Origin of the sequence: Massilia brevitalea (assembly GCF_030711405.1) — a bacterium.
GTDB lineage: Bacteria > Pseudomonadota > Gammaproteobacteria > Burkholderiales > Burkholderiaceae_D > Telluria > Telluria brevitalea.
The window spans coordinates 65,489-82,992 of sequence record NZ_JAULSI010000016.1 but is presented as its reverse complement, the minus strand read 5'-3'; the positions used below and the strand labels follow the sequence as shown (position 1 = coordinate 82,992).

Here is a 17,504-nt window from a genome sequence, read left to right as displayed (position 1 = left end):
CCGCCCGGCGCTGTGCGCAAGGCGGCTTTTTTACATCAAGCTCAGAACACGTTCTTCCACTCGCGCAGCGCGGCAAAGGCCTGCACCGGGCTTGCGCCATCGCTCAGCTTGCCGGCTTTCACCAGTTCGCCCACGATCTCGGCCTCGCGGTAGCGCAGGAAAGGATTCGTGCGGCGCTCCAGGCCGATGCTGGTCGGCACCGTCGGCAAGTCGAGCGCGCGCTTGGCGCTTTCGTCCTTCATGCGCAGCGCCAGCGCTTCGTTGCCGGGTTCGACCGCTTGCGCAAAACGCAGGTTCGACAGCGTGTACTCATGCGCGCAGTACACCTCGGTGTCCTCGGGCAGGTCGGCCAGTTTCTCCAGCGAGGCGGCCATTTGCTCGGGCGTGCCCTCGAACAGACGGCCGCAACCGCCGGCAAACAGGGTGTCGCCGCAGAACAGCCAGTGCAGGCCAGGCGTGCTCCGTACATAGGCGATATGGCCCAGTGTATGGCCGGGCACGTCGAACACAACGAGCTCCAGGCCGAGTTCCGGCAAGGCGACGCGGTCGCCTTCCGCCAGCGGATGCGTGACTTCGGCAATGCCGTCGTTTCGCGGCCCGTACACCGGAACCGGAAAGCGCGCCAGCAGCGCCGGCACGCCGCCGATATGGTCAGCATGGTGATGGGTGAGTAGAATGGCGGTGAGGGCCAGGCCATGTTCGGCCAGGGCCGCCAGGATGGGCGCGGCGTCGCCCGGGTCGACCACGGCCGCGTGCGCGCCGTCATGGATCAGCCAAAGATAATTATCCTGGAACGCGGGCACGGTCAGGACACTCAAATCATCGCGTGGTGCGCCGTTGGCGGCGTTTGCTTGGAAATTGGGCATGGTGTCAGATGAGGGTAGGCATGGATAGCGCTGCTTCCGAAAAATCCATTATAGCGCTCGACGAATGGCTGCTTTCGCCGGCCGGCGCCTACGTGCGCGCCTTCGAGCAAGCCTGCCTCGACGAGCTGACCGCCGACATCTTCGGCTACAACGCGGTCCAGATCGGCGTGCCGCAGATCGACGCCCTGGCCGCCAGCCGCATGCCGAACAAATGGCAGGCCGCGACGCGCACCTCGACCGCCGACGAACTCGCGTTCGCCGCCGGCGGCAAGCAGATCGCGGTGGCTCTCGATTTCGCCGAGCTCCCATTCGCCTCGCAAAGCCTGGACCTGGTCGTGCTGCCGCACGTGCTCGAGTTCGCAGCCGAGCCGCACCAGGTGCTGCGCGAAGTCGAGCGCGTGCTGATCCCGGAAGGACAGGTGATCATCTGCGGCTTCAATCCGGCCAGCATGTGGGGCATGCGCCAGGGCCTGCAGCGCCTGGGCAGCCACGGCTACCTGCCGGCGGCGGGGGAATTCATTTCTATGCCCCGCATGAAAGACTGGTTAAAATTGTTGAATCTCAGCGTGGGCGGCAGCCATTTCGGCTGCTACGCGCCACCGTTCCGATCCGCCAAGTGGCTCGACCGTTTCGCCATGATGGAAGGGGCAGGCGGGCGCTGGTGGCCCTATCTCGGCGCCGTCTACATCGTGCATGCCATCAAGCGCGTGAAAGGCATGCACCTGATCGGGCCGGCGTGGAACAAGAAGTCGAGCCGGGCGCCGCAGGCGGTGCCGGCAACGAACAGAAAATAAGCAGAAAATAAGCAGAAAATAAGCAGGAAATAAGCAGGAAATAAGCAGGAAATAAGCAGGAAATAAACCGGAAATAAAGAAAGCCAGCATGACGAAAGTGGAAATTTTTACCGATGGCGCCTGCAAGGGCAATCCCGGCACCGGTGGCTGGGGCGCGCTCCTGACCGCCGATGGCCATGAAAAGGAAATCTTCGGCGGCGAGCCGAACACGACCAACAACCGCATGGAATTAAAAGCGGTGATCGAGGCGCTGAGCACGCTGAACCGTCCCTGCGACGTGGTGCTGCATACCGACAGCCAGTACGTGCAAAAGGGCATCTCGGAATGGATCCACGGCTGGAAGGCGCGCGGCTGGAAAACCGCGGCCAAGGAGCCGGTCAAGAACGACGATTTGTGGAAGGCGCTCGACCTGGCCCAGCAGCAGCACACCGTCGAATGGCGCTGGGTGCGCGGCCACAACGGCCATCCGGGCAACGAGCGCGCCGACGTGCTGGCCAACCGCGGCGCGGCGACCGTCAAGCGTTGAGCGCCATGGCGGGGAGGCAGCTTGCGTTATACTGCCGCCTTGCTTCAACTCATCATTTAGTCCTCCCATGCGCCAGATCGTCCTCGATACCGAAACCACAGGCCTGAACCCCCGCACCGGCGACCGCGTCATTGAAATCGGCTGCGTCGAGCTGGTCAACCGCACCCTGACCGGCAACAATTTTCACCAATACATCAATCCCGAGCGCGAGTCCGACGAGGCCGCGCTCGCGGTCCATGGCTTGACCACCGAGTTCCTGAGCGACAAGCCGAAGTTCCATGAAATCGCCGAGGATCTGCGCGCCTACATCGAGGGCGCGGAAATCATCATCCACAACGCGCCCTTCGATTTGGGCTTCCTGAACCACGAATTCCAGCGGCTCGGACTGAAACCCTTCGTCGACTACTGCGGCCCGGTGATCGATACCCTGGTCTTCGCCAAGGAAATGCATCCGGGCAAGCGCAACTCGCTCGATGCGCTGTGCGACCGCTACGGCGTCTCGAACGCGCACCGCAAGCTGCACGGCGCACTGCTCGACTCGGAACTGCTGGCCGACGTCTACCTGTCGATGACGCGCGGCCAGAATTCGCTGTCGATGGATGTCGAGGTCGAGGACACCGGCGGCGGCATGCTGCTCGACGCGGTGCCGCTGGGCGAGATCATCGTCGTTCAGGCCAGCGCCGACGAGATGGCGCATCACGAGGAACTGCTGGCCGGACTCGACAAAGGTGTGAAAGGCGAATGTGTTTGGAGAAAATATTCGCCGATAGTTTGACGTTGGAGAAAGTTTTTGGCATAATACTCCTCGTTGTCAGGGAGGTTAGCTCAGGGGTAGAGCACTGCATTCACACTGCAGGGGTCGCAAGTTCGAAACTTGCACTTCCCACCAGAATTCAAGAAAAGCCCATCAGCTTCGGTTGATGGGCTTTTTGCATTTCTGGGCCGATCCGCGGTGAGACGATGTCGACGACCGCAGTCTTGCCATATCGATCACCTGTCGATGCAGCGGTAGTCGGCGCATGGCGTGTAACAGCTTCCACCATTTTGCATCCGGCTATCCCGCTACGCGTCCAGGCAGCTGCAACAATCTGGTAATAATTGCTTTGTAGAATTATTAACATCGCAATTCGCAGGTCGTCCATGTTCGACGCATCTCTCAGTTCCTTGCTGCCGCCAGAGCGCATCTATGCCAAGACCGGCAAGGGCAGGGCGGAGGTCGCGCACCGCAGCGCCATGCTGGGCGCACGCGAGCGCAGCATCCTGATCATCCTCGATGGACAGAAACCCTGCGCCGCCTTGTCCGAATTGCTGCCGATGACGGTGCTGGCGCCGATTCTCGAGCGGCTCGACAAGCTGGAGTTGATTCGTGCGTTGACGTTGCCGTCCGACCGGGGAGCCGCGACTGCGGAGCTAGCCCCGGCAGCGGCCTTGCCTCCGGCCGAACCACTCCCGGCCCCGGCCGTATCCGTCGATGCTGCGCTCGCGGCGGCCGCGCCAGTCCATCTGGCCCAGGCCAGGGCCACCATGATCGCTACCGCCGAACGTTTTCTCGGCTTGCTGGCCGCCGATGTCGTGCGCTAGATAAACGCTGCCGAAGGCAAGGACCAATTGCAGCGGGCGCTGGCGCACTGGCACATGGCGATGCAGGCGTCCAGGCATGGCCGCGTAGTCGCGGCGCAGCATCTGGAGCGCATCAAGGCCATCCTGCAGGCGTCGGCCCGATAAGGCGCCATGGCTTCCGCCCCGGCTTGCGGGCTCCCGTGACCGCGAACGCACGACGCTGGCGGTCGAAATGTGCGTCTTGCCGGCCTATTATCGCCCCATGAGGTAACATCTTGTCTGACCGTCCGACCGGCGCATGTGTTCGCCGGTGCTGGCGTGGCGCCCAGCAGGTAGATTCGAAATCGGAATGCCACATTATTTTAGGAAGAACCATGAGCAGTAACAGCAATTTCAGCGACTCCGACGATTCCCAGTTGCGCGCCGACGCGCTCGAATACCACCGCTCGCCGGTGCGGGGCAAGATCGAGGTGGTCGCCACCAAACCCCTGTCCAACCAGCGCGACCTGTCCCTGGCGTATTCGCCGGGCGTGGCCTATGCCTGCGAGGAAATCGCCGCCGACCCGGCCATGGCCGCCGACTACACGTCGCGCGGCAACCTCGTCGCCGTCATCACCAACGGCACCGCCGTGCTCGGCCTGGGCAACATCGGCCCGCTGGCCTCGAAGCCAGTCATGGAAGGCAAAGGCTGCCTGTTCAAGAAATTTGCCGGCGTCGACGTGTTCGACCTGGAACTGGCGGAAAACGATCCGGATAAACTGGTCGACGCCATCGCGATGCTCGAGCCGACCGTGGGCGGCATCAACCTCGAGGACATCAAGGCGCCCGAGTGCTTCTACATCGAGAAGAAGCTGCGCGAGCGCATGAACATCCCGGTCTTCCATGACGACCAGCACGGCACCGCGATCATCTCCAGCGCGGCCCTGCTGAACGCCCTGAAGGTGGTCGGCAAGGACATCGGCGCCATCAAGCTGGCGGCCTCGGGCGCCGGCGCCGCGGCGATTGCCTGCCTCGACATGATGGTGAGCCTGGGCGTGAAGCAGGAACACATCTGGGTCACCGACTCGAAGGGCGTGATCTGGCAGGGCCGCGAAGCCAACATGGAAGCCAACAAGGCGCGCTACGCGCAGGCGACCGATGCCCGCACCCTGGCCGACATCATGGTCGACGCCGACGTCTTCCTCGGCTGCTCGACCGCCGGCGTGCTCACCGCCGAGATGGTCAAGACCATGGCGCCGAAGCCGGTGATCCTGGCCTTGGCGAATCCGGAACCGGAAATCCGTCCGGAAGTGGCGAAGGCCGTGCGCCCGGACTGCATCGTCGCCACCGGCCGTTCGGACTACCCGAACCAGGTGAACAACGTGCTGTGCTTCCCGTATATTTTCCGCGGTGCGCTCGACTGCGGCGCCACGCGCATCACCGACGAGATGAAGCTGGCCTGCGTCGGCGCCATCGCGCGCCTGGCCGAGGCCGAAGCCAACGACACCGTGGCCGAAGCGTATGCCGGCCAGGACCTGACGTTCGGCCCCGACTACATCATCCCGAAACCCTTCGATCCGCGCCTGATGGCCGCCATCGCGCCGGCGGTTGCGCAAGCCGCGGCCGACTCCGGCGTGGCCGCGCGCCCGATCGACGACATGGACGCCTACCGCGCGCGCCTGGGCGAGATGATCTACCACACCGGTTTCTTCATGAAGCCGGTGTTCGCCAAGGCCAAGGCCGCCGTGCGCCGTGTCGCCTATGCCGAGGGTCTTGATCCCCGCGTGCTGCGCGCCGTGCAGACCGTGGTCGACGAGGGCCTGGGCCGGCCGGTGCTGATCGGCGCCGCCGACGCGGTGGCGCAAGCCATCAAGGCTGCCGGCCTGCGCCTGCAGCGCGATGTCGACTACGAGCTGGCCGAGCTCGATGCGAGCGGCGACGCCACGCTGCAGGGTACGCAGATGCTGAAATCGGGCGTGGTCGACGCGCTGATCTGCGGCATGCAGGGCAGCTACGACAGCCACCTGGAACACGTGCGCAACGAGATCGGCACCGCACCCGGCGCCGGCGCGCTGGCGGCGATGAACGCCCTGGTGCTCGACAAGATGACCCTGTTCATCACCGACACCTACGTCAACGACAACCCGTCGGCCCAGGAGCTGGCCGACATCACGCGCCTGGCTGCGACCGAGCTACGCCACTTCGGGCTGGAGCCGAAGGCGGCGCTGCTGTCGCATTCGATCTTCGGCTCGTCCGAGCGGCCGTCGGCGCGCAAGATGCGCGAAGCGCGCGAGCTGCTGGCGCACAGCGCACCGGAACTGGCCCTGATCGGCGAAGTGCACGGCGACGCCGCGCTGTCGGAAGAGATCCGGCGCCTGTACCAGCCGGCTGGCGAAACCGGGAGCGGCGCAGGTGGATTTGCCGGCAGCGCCAACCTGCTGGTGATGCCGTCGCTGGATGCGGCCAACATCCTGTTCAACGTGCTGAAGGTAGCGGCCGGCAAGGGCGTGACCGTCGGCCCGATCCTGCTGGGTGCGGCCAAGGCCGTGCACATCCTGAGCCCGAGCGCGACCGTGCGCCGCATCGTCAACATGACGGCGCTGGCCGTGGCCGGGGTGCGCTGACGGCGGCTGGCGTGGCCGCATGCCGCGGCCGGCAGCCGGTGCAAAAAAAGCCCATCAGGCTGGCCTGATGGGCTTTTTTCATGAGCGATCGATGCCGGGTGGCAACGCGGAACTCACCGATTCGGCGCTTGCCCGGGCTCGTAACCGAGCGACTCGGCGACCGAGATCGTCGTCGCCCGCGGCAGGAACAAGTCGAAACTGATCAGGGGCAGCATCAACTGGTAGGGGACCCGGCCGCAGTTGGCGGTACTGTCGGGATCGCAAATCTGCACCTGCACGAAACGGATGCAGGACGGGGAGTTCGGGTTGAGGTTGCAGACCTGCCGGTTCAGTGCGGGAGTGGCGGGCAAGGCATCGCGCGCGATCGGGGTCATGGCCAGTTGGCCGGCTGCATTGCGCAGCAGGGCCAGGTATTCGATGCGGACGTGCTGGTCGGTCACCGGGGCGCCGAGCGGCAATTCGCCGGGCGTGGAGCGCAGGACGGCATACTGGCGAATCCGGTCGAGCTGGTCGGCATTGTTGAAGTCGGCATGTGCGGCGGCGCTGGCGGCGCGGCGCGTGACCTCCTGCAGCGTCTGGTAGACATACATGGCGCGCGAGAGTTCGATGACGCCGACGAGGAAGCTGAAGAAGACGCCGACCAGCAGCGCGAATTCGACTGCGGCAACGCCACGCTGGCGCCGCGAGGTGTTGTTGAAAAAAAGCGGGCGCATGCCTATTTCCCAGTATAGCGCACAGTTGCGGTGCCGGTGATTGACCAGCCAAATTCGCCGGTGTCGATCTGGTTGAACAGGGTATCCCTGACTACCAGATGGACACCGACCGTGATCGTCGGCGGCAAGGCCTGACTTACGATGCCATCGCAATAGTTGGCCGCGCCGCAAACGAAGGTAATTTTCGCGGGGGCGTTGCGAAACCCGAGCTCGGCGATTTCCGCATTCACGATTGCGGCAGCGGTGTCCCGCGCCGCCAGCGCCAGGACCGGCCTGCGCATCTCGGCCTCCGAGATGGTCGACAGGTAGCGCGCGGCATCGTAGGCGGCTTTCTGGGCCGCGGTGTAGTGCCAATAAAAGATTGCCACGAACAGGGGAGCGCTCGTCATGGCAACCAGGATCGGCAGGATCAGCGCCAGTTCGACTGCACTGGCCCCGTTTTGTTTGCGCCGGGGAAAGCCGGAATATCGGATCATGGGTAAAGCTCCACTTGGCCAGTCAGGGCGGACTCGGGTACGAGGCCGGCAAACTCGGCATGCAGGCTGGTCTGGCTTGCCTGGACAGTCATGAAAAAGCGGCCGATGCCCCTGACCGTGGCCTGGACGTCCGTGCCGGTGGGGACCGGGCATGCGAGCAGCGGAATGTTCAGGACCCGGCGCCCGGCCTGCGACAGCAACAGGTTGGCGTCGGACGGGGCCTTGTAATTGTCGCCGGCGGTCGCCCCATAGGGCGTGGTCGACCCGCTTCCCGGGTAGGACGCCGGCTTGGTGCTCGGCGGGTACAGCGTGGCCCAGTCGCCCGTCGCAAAGGTGGCCCAGCCGTTGGCCGGCTCGGCGGCATTCGGTTTGTAGGCCGAAAACTTGGCCGCTTTCGCATAGCTCCACAGCACGCCGTACATCGGGGCGGTATTCGTGGCCAGGTTGGGGTCCGGATCGGCGATGGTCTCGAGCCGGCTGTTCTTGGTGTACACCGCCGCAGACTGGGACCCAGGCTTGTCCATGAACTTGAGCGTATCGAACGCAAACGGGAGGATGTTGAAATCCGGCGGTGCGCCATGCGGGTCGCATACATTGCCCTCGTATTCGTCGAAGCGCGAATTCAGCTGGCGGTACAGGTCGGCGAGCGGGAAGGGGCGGGTGACGTGGATGCTGCCGCCCATCACGCTTGGCGTCCAGACCTTGCCGGAACAGACGAAGGGGCCGACGTTCTCCAGCGACGTGTTCGTGCTCGCATACGCCTGGCCCGGCGCCGCGATCGGATCGACGATGAAATTTTCCGGCGTGGCGCCGGAGGGGCTCAGCTGCATCAGGTCGTAGTTCACGCCACGGCGGAATCCGAACTCCACCAGTTCCTGCGACGCCAGCGGCGCCGCCTTCGGGCGCCCTTGCGCCGCGTCCGGCGACATCGCACAGACGGCGAACGGCGTGATGCGCAGGTTCGAGCGCCCGGCCACCGCGCGGTCGCTGACCGTGAACGTCGGAGACGCGGAAAACAGGGCGCCCATCAGCATGGTGTCGCCGCTATCCGAACCGTCGGTGAGCATGCTGGTATCGACTTCGACGTAGTACAGTCCGGCGGGCCGGCCGCGCGCGGTTTCGGCATCGATCCAGTTGCCCGAGCGCGCGGAGCTGGTACTGAAACGGATCGCGGCGTCCGACCAGACGAAGTTGTACCGGTAGCTGTATTTGTAGGTTTCGGCGGTCGCCGCTGCCCGGGCCAATGCGGCGCTGACGCCGGCTGCGGAGCCGTCGAGCTGGCCCGCCGCCGCCAGCGCCGTCGCCTTGGCCATCGCGTGCAGCTCCGCCTTGCGGTTGTAGATGGGGCCGAGGTCGAGGGCGACGGCGCAGATGCCCAGCATCAGGAGCAGCGTGCCTGCAAACATCACGGCGAACGCCCCGCGCTGGCGCCGGGCCGGCAGGCCGCGCACGCGGCGGCGCGGTTTGGCGACCTGTTCTGTGATCCGGTAGACGCGCATACGGTTGCCTTTCGATCGGAAGCGGCGGACAGCAACATCACCGTGCATTGTAGTGCCGCTATCTGGCGAACTATTGATTGCTGGCAACTTCCACGCGCTGCGCGGCCTGGATGCAACGCCCGTACGGGGCTGCACCGGTTCGACCCGGAAACCGCCGACCGTTCTTTCTGAAATAAAAAAAGCCGGGGCGCATCGCCACCGGCTTTTCTTTGCTGCGCTTTTTGTCGAGTTCCGTGCGCCGCCGCTGTCCCAGGCGCTAAGGCCTCATGACGCCGTTGCGGCCTGCGCCGCTCCCTGCAGCGCCGGCGCCGCCGGCGGCAGCCGCTCCCATTCGCGGTACTCGACCAGCGACGGAATCCTTCCGATCGCGCCCAGCGGCGCAATCCCCATCTTCTCCAGCAGCCCCAGCAACTCCGCCAGCACGGCTTCGCGCCGCAGCGACCAGGTCGAGGCGAAGCAGCGCCAGAAGGTCCAGCCGGCGCGTTCGAGGACGCGCTGGCGCGCCATGTCGGCCTGCCAGCGGTCCGGCCCATGGAATTCGTCGCCATCGAGTTCGATCGCCAGGCGGCGGTCGTCGGCGCCTTCGACCACCATGTCGATCCGGTAGCCGGCCGCCGGCACCTGCGGCACGACCCGGTAGCCGCGCGCGAACAGTTCGCCGTACACGTCGCGCTCGAAGCCGGACTCGCACAGGGCCGCCAGGCTGGCGCTTTCCTCGTTGCCGTCCAGCGGCCGGGCGAAGTGCTCGACCAGGGTGCGGCGCAGATCGAGCTGCGACAGTTCCTCGAGCCGTACCGAGCGCACCAGCACCATGCGGTCGCGCGCGCGCGAAGCGGCCACGTTGAAGCGCTGGTCGTACATCGCGCCGGACAGTGCATGGTGGTTGTCGCGGTCGGCCACCATGCTCAGGAAGACGATGTCGCGTTCGCTGCCCTGGAAGATGCGGGCGTCGCCGCAGGCGAACTGGCGCCGCGCCAGCTCGACCGCGTCGCAACGCGCGCGCACCTGCTTGTCGATCAGCAGCGCCTGTTCCGGCCCGAGCAGCGACACCACGCCGAGCGTGCGCCCGGCCATCTTCGGGTCGCGCAGGATGGCCTCGATCTCGGCCACGATGCAATCGGCCTCGGACGGGTTGTGTCCCTTGGCCGAGCGGTGGCCGCCGGGAACGTAGATGTCGACCAGGGGCGGATCGAGCCGCTCCGAGGCGCGCGGCACCCGCACCGGCTGGATGAAGTTTTTATAGAACACGCGGTTGCTGTAGGCGATGATCGGCTGCACGCAGCGGAAGTGCTCGCGCAGCATGACCTTCGAGGCCGCAAACACGGTCGAGGCGATGTCGTACAGCGACATGTCGGCCGTCAGCACGGCCTCGAACGGCTGGCCGGCCAGGAAGCGGCGGCGCAGGTCGCCGATCTTCGCGCTCGACACAAACGCGGCTTCGGGCGACACCTGCTTGTCGTCGCCCACCACCAAAATCTGCTTGCCGCGCAGGATCGCCGGCAGCGCCCACAGGTCGGACTGGCTGGCTTCGTCGACGATCACCAGGTCAAAGGCGCCGAGCGTCGCCGGCAGGGTTTCCGACACCCGCGCGTGGCTCATGATCCAGCACGGTACGGCGGCCTGGGCGTCGACCATGGCCTGCTGCGCATCGCGCCGGTAGCGTGCGGCATTCACGCCGGTGCCCTTGCCGAACTTGCGGATCGCGGTACGGTAGGTTTCGAGTGCGCTCAGCACGTTCGGGCCGGCGTTCTTGCGGGTGGCCAGCCAGGCCGACTTCGACACCAGTTCCTGGTACAGGCGCGCCAGCGCGTTTTCCAGTTCGCGCCGGCGTGCGGCCAGGGCGCGCATCTCGTCGCGAGCGTCGATGCCGTCGAGGTGGCTGCGCAGGCGCGCCCAGGTCCAGGCATCACGCCAGCGCACCGGGAACACCGGGTCGTCGCCGCTGTCGTCCTGGGCCACGCTGGCCACCCGCGCCGCCAGGCGCGTGGCGCCGCGGGCGGCAATCGCCGCCGCGAACTGCAACACTTCCTTCAGCTCGTCCGCCAGCGCCTCGACCCGGGCCAGCTCGCCGACCAGGACGGCATAGTCGGCCAGCAGCGCGTCGGCCGGCAGCGCGGGGTTGCCGAGGTCGCGCTCGAGCAGCGCGCGCAGGCGCAGCGCAACCGGCCCGGTGGCGCCCGCCAGCCCATGCCGCAGCTGCGCCGCGCCCGCCGTGGCATGCGCCAGCTCGGCGCGCGCCAGGTGGCGGCGCAGCTGCGCGCGCACCTGGGACAGCGCATCCGTCCCGCCCAGCAGGGCTTCGCCTGGGAGCCGCTCGAATACCTGTTCCGCCAGCGGCGGCAACCGGACGTCGGCGGTGCTGGCCAGCGTGTGGGCGGCGCGCGCCGTGCCGGCGATGGCTTCGATCTGGCGCAGCAGGCCGATATCGGCTTCCAGGGGCGGCAGCGACAGCAGTTCGGCAAAGGCGTTCCAGCGCACGGTGAGCGACAGCAGGCGCCCATGCAGGGCCGCGAAGCGCGCCACGTGGGCCCAGTCGGCGCTGCCGGCCGGGGCCAGGCCGGCCACGCGAATCGCCGCGATGTGCGGCTTGATGTCGCCCACGCCAAAGGCCAGCAGGCCGAAGGGCTTGCCGGTCTCGGCCGCGCGCGCGATCGCTTCCTGCACCTTCGGCAATTCGAGCGCCTCGCGCGGTGCGCTCACCGGCTTTTGCATGAATTCGGCGCGCGCCTGGAGCAGGGCGTCGAGTTCCGGGAACAGGGCTTCGAGGGCGCCGCGTTCGGTCGCGTACCGGGGATGGCGCAATTTTTCGCGCAGCGCTTCCGCCCATGCGTGGCCGGACTCGTCGAGCTGGCGCAGCAGGGCCAGGGACGCGTCGAGCGCGGCGAGCAGGCGGCGCGCGGCGTCCAATACTTCGGGCGTGCTCGGGCGCAGCGGCGCCAGCGCGCCGCTGGCCTCGTCGTGCTCGATGCCGCGCAGGGCCTGCAGCTGCGTGTGCAGCTGGCCGATGGCGCCAGGCGCCGGCAGGCTGTGCGACGCCGGCAGACGTGCCTGCCCATACGCCAGGTCGGCGCCGAGGCGGCGGCGCAGCGCGCGCAGGCGCATGCCCTCTTCGTCGTCGAAGGGCGGCGCGTGTTCGGGCGCCAGCGTCAGGGCGTCGTCGAACCAGCCGAACTGCACCTGGCCGTCGACCACCAGTTCGGCCATCTTCTGGGCGCGCATGGCCACGCCGTCGACCTCGGTTTCCGCCAATTGGGTATGGGCGATGGCGTCGATGCGGGCGTCGATCTGCGCCATCTCGGCATGCGCGCGGTCGAGCGCGGCGCGGCAGGCGGCGATCTGCTCGGTTTCCAGCCCGGTATCGAGGTGGGTGAGCGTGTGGATGATGGCTTCGATCGAGGCCTGGAACTGGCGCATGCCCTCCTTGTCGCCCGAGAGCAGGGCCACCGTCAGCGGCCGCACCGGTTCCGGTATCTTGTCCTGCAAGACCTTCAGGGCCGGTTCGCCCTTCGAGGTGACCAGGATGCGCTTGCCCAGCGCCAGGTAGTGGCTGATGATGTTGGCGATGGTGTGGGTCTTGCCGGTGCCGGGCGGCCCTTGCACGGCCACGCCGGAAGAGCGTTCCAGCTGCTGGATGATGGTTTCCTGCTCGCGGTTGTAGGGCAGCGGGAAATACAGCTCGCGCGGCTCGCCGCGCACGCTCGGTCGTCCCGACAGGCCGCGAAAGGCGATCGGCGCGTGCTCGATTACCGCGTCGCCGGGCCGGGTGACGATGCTGGCCGCCCCTTCGGGCAGGCCGCCGCCATCGCCGCCGCCATCGCCTTCGTCGATACGCTGCTTGAGGCGCGCGATGTCCTCGGTCAGGAAGTGGGTGGCGCGCGGGCGCGCAAAGATCACCCAGCTGCCGGTGACGACCAGGTCCGGGCCTGGTGCGGGGGCATTGGCGGCTGCGCCTTCGTAGCGCGCGTGGGCGGAAACCGTGCCGGCCACGCTCTTCAGGACAGGCTCGAACGATGCCGGCTCGAAGGGCGACAGGCCGCTGCCGCCGTCGGCCTGCAGCAGCGCACGCGCGGCGCGCTCGACGTCGCCGATGCCGGCCACGTCGCAGGCGGCAAAGGCGTCGAGTTCGAGGCGCGCGGCGATCGGGCGCGGGCCGAGCGTGATCGCATGCGAGTCGCCGTCGATCTCGATGTCGAGCGCCTGGGTCAGCAGCGGGTAGTGAAAATCGACGGCGGCGCCGTCGGCGCGCGGGATCTGCCAGGACGACACGCCCACGCCCCACACCAGTTCCAGCGGACGCACCGCTTCCTGCGCTTCCAGGCGCGTCTTCAGCGCAAACAGATCGGCATACAGCGCGATCACCTGGCGCCGCGGCTTCTCGCGCGCCGCCCAGTTGTGCCAGTGCGGCAGGTAGGCCTGCAGCAGATGGCCAACGCGGGCGCGGCGTTCGAGGTCGCGCTGCTCGGCTTCGTCCTCGGCCACGATGTGCGCGTCCTCGGCGCGCGCCGCTGCCAGCACCGTTTCCTTCAGCGCGGGCGCAGGGCCTGCAGGATCGTCGCCGATGTCCAGGAAGGCGGCCAGGTCGGGCTCGGACAGGATTGGTGCGCGCGTCGTTTCCAGCCGGTGCACGCGCAGCCAGGCATCATCGCCGCTGTCGCCCTCGGGGCTGTCGACGTTCAAATCGACCCAGGGCAGGGTGGCCAGGTCGGACCAGGTTTTCTTGAATTCCGTGACCCGCGACAGCGTAAAGGCGGCGGGGTCGATGTCTTTGGCTTGCTCGACCAGGTAGTCGAGCAGCCCGCTCATGAGCTGGGCAGGGGTGTGCATGTGGTGTTGCGGCTGGGCGATAGGAGGGTAGGGGCGAAGGGGCGCCGCTGAGTTAGCGCAATTCTACCCTGCCGCGTAGCGAAACCGGTGTTCGCATCGCATCGCCCAGCCAGTGGGAGGCAGCTGCCGGCGCAGGGCCGGCTTATTGCTGCTTGTTGCTGCTTACTGCTTGACTGCTTCGACCTGGATCGCCAGTTTCACGGTCGGGTTGAAGCCCATCTGCACCGCGTAGTCGATGCCGAAGTCGGCGCGGTTGAAGGTGGCCGAGGCGTCGGCGCCGCAGGCTTCGCGCTTGAGCATCGGGTGCTGGATGCACTTGAACTGGTTGATGGTCAGCTTCACCGGCTTGGTCACGCCGTGCAGGGTCAGTTCGCCATTCACTTCGGCCGGCTGGTCGCCCTTGAAGGTGATCGACTTCGACTTGTAGGTCGCGGTCGGGAACTTGGCGACGTCGAACATGTCAGGCCCCTTGGCGTGCTCGTTCATCTTGGCATGGCCGAAGTCCAGGGTGCTGGCATCGATGACGATGTCGACGCTGCCGGTCTTGGCGGCGCGGTCGAGCGTGATGCTGCCGCTCGTCTTGGTGAACTTGCCGCGCCAGACCGACAGGCCGCCCATGTGGTCGGCTTCGAAGCTCGGGAAGGTGTGGTTCGGCTCGATCGTGTAGGTGTCGGCGGCAAAGGCGCTGCTGGTGAGGGCGAGCGTGGCGAGGGCGGCGGCGATGTGCTTGAGGTTCATGCGTCTGGCTTTCGTGGGTGTGAATGAGCATGACACTTTAACTGTTGCGCCAGGCGCGGGTAAGCCCGTGTATTGGATAACACTGTTCCACTTTCCACTCTAATCAGGCCGCGGCATCCACCGCGAAATAGGCCAGGAACATCGACACCGCCGCCTCGACCACGCGCGCCGCCTGTTCCGGCGCCAGCGGCGCCGCGCCCATGGCCACCTGCGGCCAGAAGGCGAAGGTCTTGACCTGGCCTTGCAGCATGGTCGAGGCGAACAGCGGGTCGCCCGGCTTGATGCGGCCGTCGGCCTGCGCCGCGCGTATCCATGCCGTCACGCCTTCCTCGCGTTCGCCCAGGCGGGCCAGCAGGGGCAGGGCGCGTTCCGGCGCGTGGATCGCCTCGCCCACGGCCACCCGGGCCAGGTCGAGGAAATCGCGCTCGGCCAGGGTGCGCATTTTCTGCGTCATCAGCTCGACCAGCTGTTCGCGCAGCCCGCGCGCGCGGCTGTAGTCGAGTTCCACCAGTCCGGCATCGCGCTCGAACATGCCCATCAGGGTGGCCGCGAACAGTTCTTCCTTGCTGGGGAAATGGTTGTAGACCGTGCGTTTCGATACGCCGGCCAGGGCGGCGATGCCGTCGACGCTGGCTGCTTCATAGCCGTGGGCACGGAACTGGTCGGCCGCCGCGTCGAGGATGGCGCGGCGCTTGCGGTCGGTAAGGCGCAGGGGAGCTGTCATGCCCTGATTTTACACTCACCAGTTTACTTCCTCAAGAATCGATACTACACTGTGTAGTGTAAATTTTATCGAACCGACACCATGCGCTTACTCTTCGGCATCATCCTTCTTGGAGTCGTCCTCATCATGAGCATTTCCTCTTGCGCCACCGCTTCTGGTGCCATTGCCGCGCCGGATTACACTTTGTCGCCCCAGTTCCGCGACAAGGGCTTCGTCAATCCCGCGCCCATGCACGCGCACAGCGTCGGCGAGATGGCGCGCCTGTGGTGGACCTTCCTGTTCGATAAGCCGAAGGGCACCGTGCCGCGCCAGCCGGTGCCGGTGCACAGCCTGACGCGCGAGGCCTTGCTGGCCGCGCCCGACAATACCCTGTACCGCCTGGGCCACTCGACCATGCTGATCAAGCTGGCGGGGGAGTTCTATCTCACCGACCCGGTGTTTTCGAAACGCGCCTCGCCGGTGCAGTGGGCCGGCCCGGCGCGCTTCCATGCGCCGCCGATCGCCATCGAGGACTTGCCGCCGATCAAGGCCGTGATCCTGTCGCACGACCATTACGACCACCTCGACCACGATGCCGTGCGCGCGCTGGCGCCGAAGACCGGCATGTTCCTCACGCCGCTCGGTGTCGGCCGGCGCCTGGTCGACTGGGGCGTCGACCCCGGTAAGGTGCGCGAGCACGACTGGTGGCAGGAGACCGAACTCGATGGCGTGCGCTTTGTGGCCACGCCGGCCCAGCATTTCTCCGGCCGCGGCCTGGGCGACCGCAACAGCACGCTGTGGGCATCCTGGGTGGTCCTGCATGGCGACCTGCGCGTGTTCTTCAGCGGCGATACGGGCTACTTTGCCGGCTTCAAGGAGATCGGCGCGAAGTACGGTCCTTTTGATGTGGCCCTGATGGAAACCGGCGCCTACGACAAGCAGTGGCCCGACGTCCACATGCAGCCCGAGCAGACACTGCAAGCCTTCCTCGACGTGCGCGGCAAGTGGCTGGTGCCGGTGCACAACGGCACCTTCGACCTCGGCCTGCACCGCTGGCAGGAACCCTTCGACCGGATCGCGGCGCTGGCGGCGGCGCGTGGCGTGAGCATGGCGACGCCGGAGATGGGCGAAGCGCTCGACCTGAAGGGGCCGCAGGCCGGCCGTGCATGGTGGCGCGGCGTCGAGTAAACGGCCTGTCCCGTATACTTGTGCCATGACCATTGACGAGGAGGGGCGGATGCGTCCGGAAATACTGGTACTGGGTTCGGGCTGGATGCCGGAGGTGAGCGAAGAACTCGAACGGCGCTTTGTCTGCCACCACCTGGCGCAGGTGGCGCCGGACGAGCGGCCCGCCTTTATCGCGGGCATCGCCGGCCGCGTGCGCGGCGTCTTCACCAGCGGCACCGTCGGCATCGACGCTGCGCTCGCGGCCCGCCTGCCCGCGCTCGAGGTCGTCGCGGTCCACGGCGTCGGCGTCGACGCGGTCGACTTCAAGGCGCTGGCGCCACGCGGCATCCCGGTCACGAACACGCCCGACGTGCTCACCGACGACGTCGCCGACCTCGCCGTGGCCCTGCTGCTGGCCGCCGCGCGGCGCCTGCCCATGCTCGACCGCTACGTGCGCGCCGGCGGCTGGGAAGCGAAGCAGCCGCTGGCGCCCAGCCGTGCGCTGCGCGGCAAGGTCGCCGGCATCCTCGGGCTGGGCCGCATCGGCCAGGCGGTGGCCGCGCGCCTGGAAGGCTTCGGCATGCAGATCCGCTATTACCAGCGCAGCACGGCGCAACTGGCCTATCCGCGCAGCGCCTCGCCGCTGGCCCTGGCACGCGAAAGCGATTATCTGATCGTCTGTGCGCCGGGCGGTTCCGGCACGCGCCACCTGGTCGACGCGGCCGTCATCGACGCGCTTGGACCAGAGGGTACGCTGGTCAACATTGCACGCGGCTCGCTGGTGGATGAAGCGGCGCTGGTGGCAGCCCTGGAGCAGGGCCGCCTGGGCGCCGCCGCGCTCGACGTCTTCGTCGACGAGCCGCGCGTGCCGCCCGCCTTGAAGGCCATGGACAACGTGGTCCTCGCCCCGCACGTGGGCAGCTTCACGCTGGAAGCGCGCACGGCGATGGGCATGCTGGCGATCGCGAATCTGCTGGCCCATTTCGCGGGCGAGCCGCTGCCGACTCAGGTAGCGGACAAGCCGGCCTGAGCTTT

At 66.9% G+C, this 17,504-nt stretch carries 15 protein-coding genes and 1 tRNA gene; 8 read left to right on the top strand and 8 right to left on the bottom strand.

What is annotated here, in order from left to right:
* Positions 1 to 41 precede the first annotated feature (41 nt).
* Entirely contained in the window at positions 42 to 866 is an 825-nt protein-coding gene (gloB, locus tag QWL29_RS12195; RefSeq protein WP_305823160.1) for a hydroxyacylglutathione hydrolase, read from the bottom strand.
* 20 nt (positions 867 to 886) lie between these two features.
* Here gloB and QWL29_RS12190 point away from each other — a divergent pair, with 20 nt between their 5' ends.
* From QWL29_RS12190 to QWL29_RS12175, 4 genes are all read left to right on the top strand, one after another.
* Positions 887 to 1,660: a class I SAM-dependent methyltransferase gene (locus QWL29_RS12190; protein ID WP_305823159.1), complete on the top strand. Its 774-nt coding sequence runs from the start codon at positions 887 to 889 to the stop codon at positions 1,658 to 1,660.
* An 88-nt stretch (positions 1,661 to 1,748) separates the two neighbouring features.
* Positions 1,749 to 2,186 (top strand): ribonuclease HI, encoded by a 438-nt coding sequence (rnhA, locus tag QWL29_RS12185; protein WP_229435473.1) that lies wholly within the window; start codon positions 1,749 to 1,751, stop codon positions 2,184 to 2,186.
* A 67-nt stretch (positions 2,187 to 2,253) separates the two neighbouring features.
* Positions 2,254 to 2,961, top strand: coding sequence for a DNA polymerase III subunit epsilon (gene dnaQ / locus QWL29_RS12180; RefSeq protein WP_305823158.1), 708 nt, complete (start codon positions 2,254 to 2,256; stop codon positions 2,959 to 2,961).
* A gap of 39 nt (positions 2,962 to 3,000) precedes the next feature.
* Positions 3,001 to 3,075, top strand: a tRNA-Val gene (locus QWL29_RS12175).
* Between the two features lie 4 nt (positions 3,076 to 3,079).
* Here QWL29_RS12175 and QWL29_RS12170 read toward each other — a convergent pair.
* Positions 3,080 to 3,328: a hypothetical protein gene (locus tag QWL29_RS12170; protein WP_305823157.1), complete on the bottom strand. Its 249-nt coding sequence runs from the start codon at positions 3,326 to 3,328 to the stop codon at positions 3,080 to 3,082.
* Here QWL29_RS12170 and QWL29_RS12165 point away from each other — a divergent pair.
* The gene (locus tag QWL29_RS12165) at positions 3,327 to 3,767 is read left to right on the top strand and encodes a hypothetical protein (RefSeq protein ID WP_305823156.1); all 441 of its coding nucleotides are present in this window, start codon (positions 3,327 to 3,329) and stop codon (positions 3,765 to 3,767) included. The genes QWL29_RS12170 and QWL29_RS12165 overlap by 2 nt on opposite strands.
* 353 nt (positions 3,768 to 4,120) lie before the next feature.
* Positions 4,121 to 6,349: an NADP-dependent malic enzyme gene (locus QWL29_RS12160; RefSeq protein WP_305823155.1), complete on the top strand. Its 2,229-nt coding sequence runs from the start codon at positions 4,121 to 4,123 to the stop codon at positions 6,347 to 6,349.
* A gap of 113 nt (positions 6,350 to 6,462) precedes the next feature.
* Here QWL29_RS12160 and QWL29_RS12155 read toward each other — a convergent pair whose 3' ends face one another.
* The 6 genes from QWL29_RS12155 to QWL29_RS12130 all read right to left on the bottom strand — a co-directional run bounded on the left by QWL29_RS12155 (position 6,463) and on the right by QWL29_RS12130 (position 15,323).
* Positions 6,463 to 7,062, bottom strand: coding sequence for a TadE/TadG family type IV pilus assembly protein (locus QWL29_RS12155; RefSeq protein ID WP_305823154.1), 600 nt, complete (start codon positions 7,060 to 7,062; stop codon positions 6,463 to 6,465).
* Positions 7,063 to 7,064: 2 nt separating this feature from the next.
* Entirely contained in the window at positions 7,065 to 7,538 is a 474-nt protein-coding gene (locus QWL29_RS12150) for a TadE family protein (RefSeq protein ID WP_305823153.1), read from the bottom strand.
* Entirely contained in the window at positions 7,535 to 9,037 is a 1,503-nt protein-coding gene (locus QWL29_RS12145) for a pilus assembly protein TadE (RefSeq protein WP_305823152.1), read from the bottom strand. The genes QWL29_RS12150 and QWL29_RS12145 overlap by 4 nt, the downstream gene beginning before the upstream one ends.
* Positions 9,038 to 9,301: 264 nt before the next feature.
* Positions 9,302 to 13,861 (bottom strand): PDDEXK-like endonuclease domain-containing protein, encoded by a 4,560-nt coding sequence (locus tag QWL29_RS12140; protein ID WP_305823151.1) that lies wholly within the window; start codon positions 13,859 to 13,861, stop codon positions 9,302 to 9,304.
* Between the two features lie 162 nt (positions 13,862 to 14,023).
* On the bottom strand, positions 14,024 to 14,599 hold the full coding sequence (locus QWL29_RS12135; protein WP_305823150.1) for a YceI family protein: 576 nt from the start codon (positions 14,597 to 14,599) through the stop codon (positions 14,024 to 14,026).
* A gap of 103 nt (positions 14,600 to 14,702) precedes the next feature.
* Entirely contained in the window at positions 14,703 to 15,323 is a 621-nt protein-coding gene (locus QWL29_RS12130; RefSeq protein ID WP_305823149.1) for a TetR/AcrR family transcriptional regulator, read from the bottom strand.
* Positions 15,324 to 15,449: 126 nt separating this feature from the next.
* Between QWL29_RS12130 and QWL29_RS12125 the strand changes: the two genes are divergently transcribed.
* Complete coding sequence (locus QWL29_RS12125) at positions 15,450 to 16,490, top strand: MBL fold metallo-hydrolase (RefSeq protein ID WP_305823148.1); 1,041 nt, start codon at positions 15,450 to 15,452, stop codon at positions 16,488 to 16,490.
* A gap of 49 nt (positions 16,491 to 16,539) precedes the next feature.
* A complete protein-coding gene (locus QWL29_RS12120; RefSeq protein WP_305823147.1) occupies positions 16,540 to 17,499 on the top strand; it encodes a 2-hydroxyacid dehydrogenase in 960 nt (319 codons plus the stop codon).
* Positions 17,500 to 17,504 lie beyond the last annotated feature (5 nt).

Bases quoted from the DNA above. Each gene is read 5' to 3' on its own strand.
- gloB (WP_305823160.1), bottom strand. From the start codon at position 866: ATGCCCAATTTCCAAGCAAACGCCGCCAACGGCGCACCACGCGATGAT.
- QWL29_RS12190 (WP_305823159.1), top strand. From the start codon at position 887: ATGGATAGCGCTGCTTCCGAAAAATCCATTATAGCGCTCGACGAATGG.
- rnhA (WP_229435473.1), top strand. From the start codon at position 1,749: ATGACGAAAGTGGAAATTTTTACCGATGGCGCCTGCAAGGGCAATCCC.
- dnaQ (WP_305823158.1), top strand. From the start codon at position 2,254: ATGCGCCAGATCGTCCTCGATACCGAAACCACAGGCCTGAACCCCCGC.
- QWL29_RS12165 (WP_305823156.1), top strand. From the start codon at position 3,327: ATGTTCGACGCATCTCTCAGTTCCTTGCTGCCGCCAGAGCGCATCTAT.
- QWL29_RS12170 (WP_305823157.1), bottom strand. From the start codon at position 3,328: ATGGACGACCTGCGAATTGCGATGTTAATAATTCTACAAAGCAATTAT.
- QWL29_RS12160 (WP_305823155.1), top strand. From the start codon at position 4,121: ATGAGCAGTAACAGCAATTTCAGCGACTCCGACGATTCCCAGTTGCGC.
- QWL29_RS12155 (WP_305823154.1), bottom strand. From the start codon at position 7,062: ATGCGCCCGCTTTTTTTCAACAACACCTCGCGGCGCCAGCGTGGCGTT.
- QWL29_RS12150 (WP_305823153.1), bottom strand. From the start codon at position 7,538: ATGATCCGATATTCCGGCTTTCCCCGGCGCAAACAAAACGGGGCCAGT.
- QWL29_RS12145 (WP_305823152.1), bottom strand. From the start codon at position 9,037: ATGCGCGTCTACCGGATCACAGAACAGGTCGCCAAACCGCGCCGCCGC.
- QWL29_RS12140 (WP_305823151.1), bottom strand. From the start codon at position 13,861: ATGCACACCCCTGCCCAGCTCATGAGCGGGCTGCTCGACTACCTGGTC.
- QWL29_RS12135 (WP_305823150.1), bottom strand. From the start codon at position 14,599: ATGAACCTCAAGCACATCGCCGCCGCCCTCGCCACGCTCGCCCTCACC.
- QWL29_RS12130 (WP_305823149.1), bottom strand. From the start codon at position 15,323: ATGACAGCTCCCCTGCGCCTTACCGACCGCAAGCGCCGCGCCATCCTC.
- QWL29_RS12125 (WP_305823148.1), top strand. From the start codon at position 15,450: ATGAGCATTTCCTCTTGCGCCACCGCTTCTGGTGCCATTGCCGCGCCG.
- QWL29_RS12120 (WP_305823147.1), top strand. From the start codon at position 16,540: ATGCGTCCGGAAATACTGGTACTGGGTTCGGGCTGGATGCCGGAGGTG.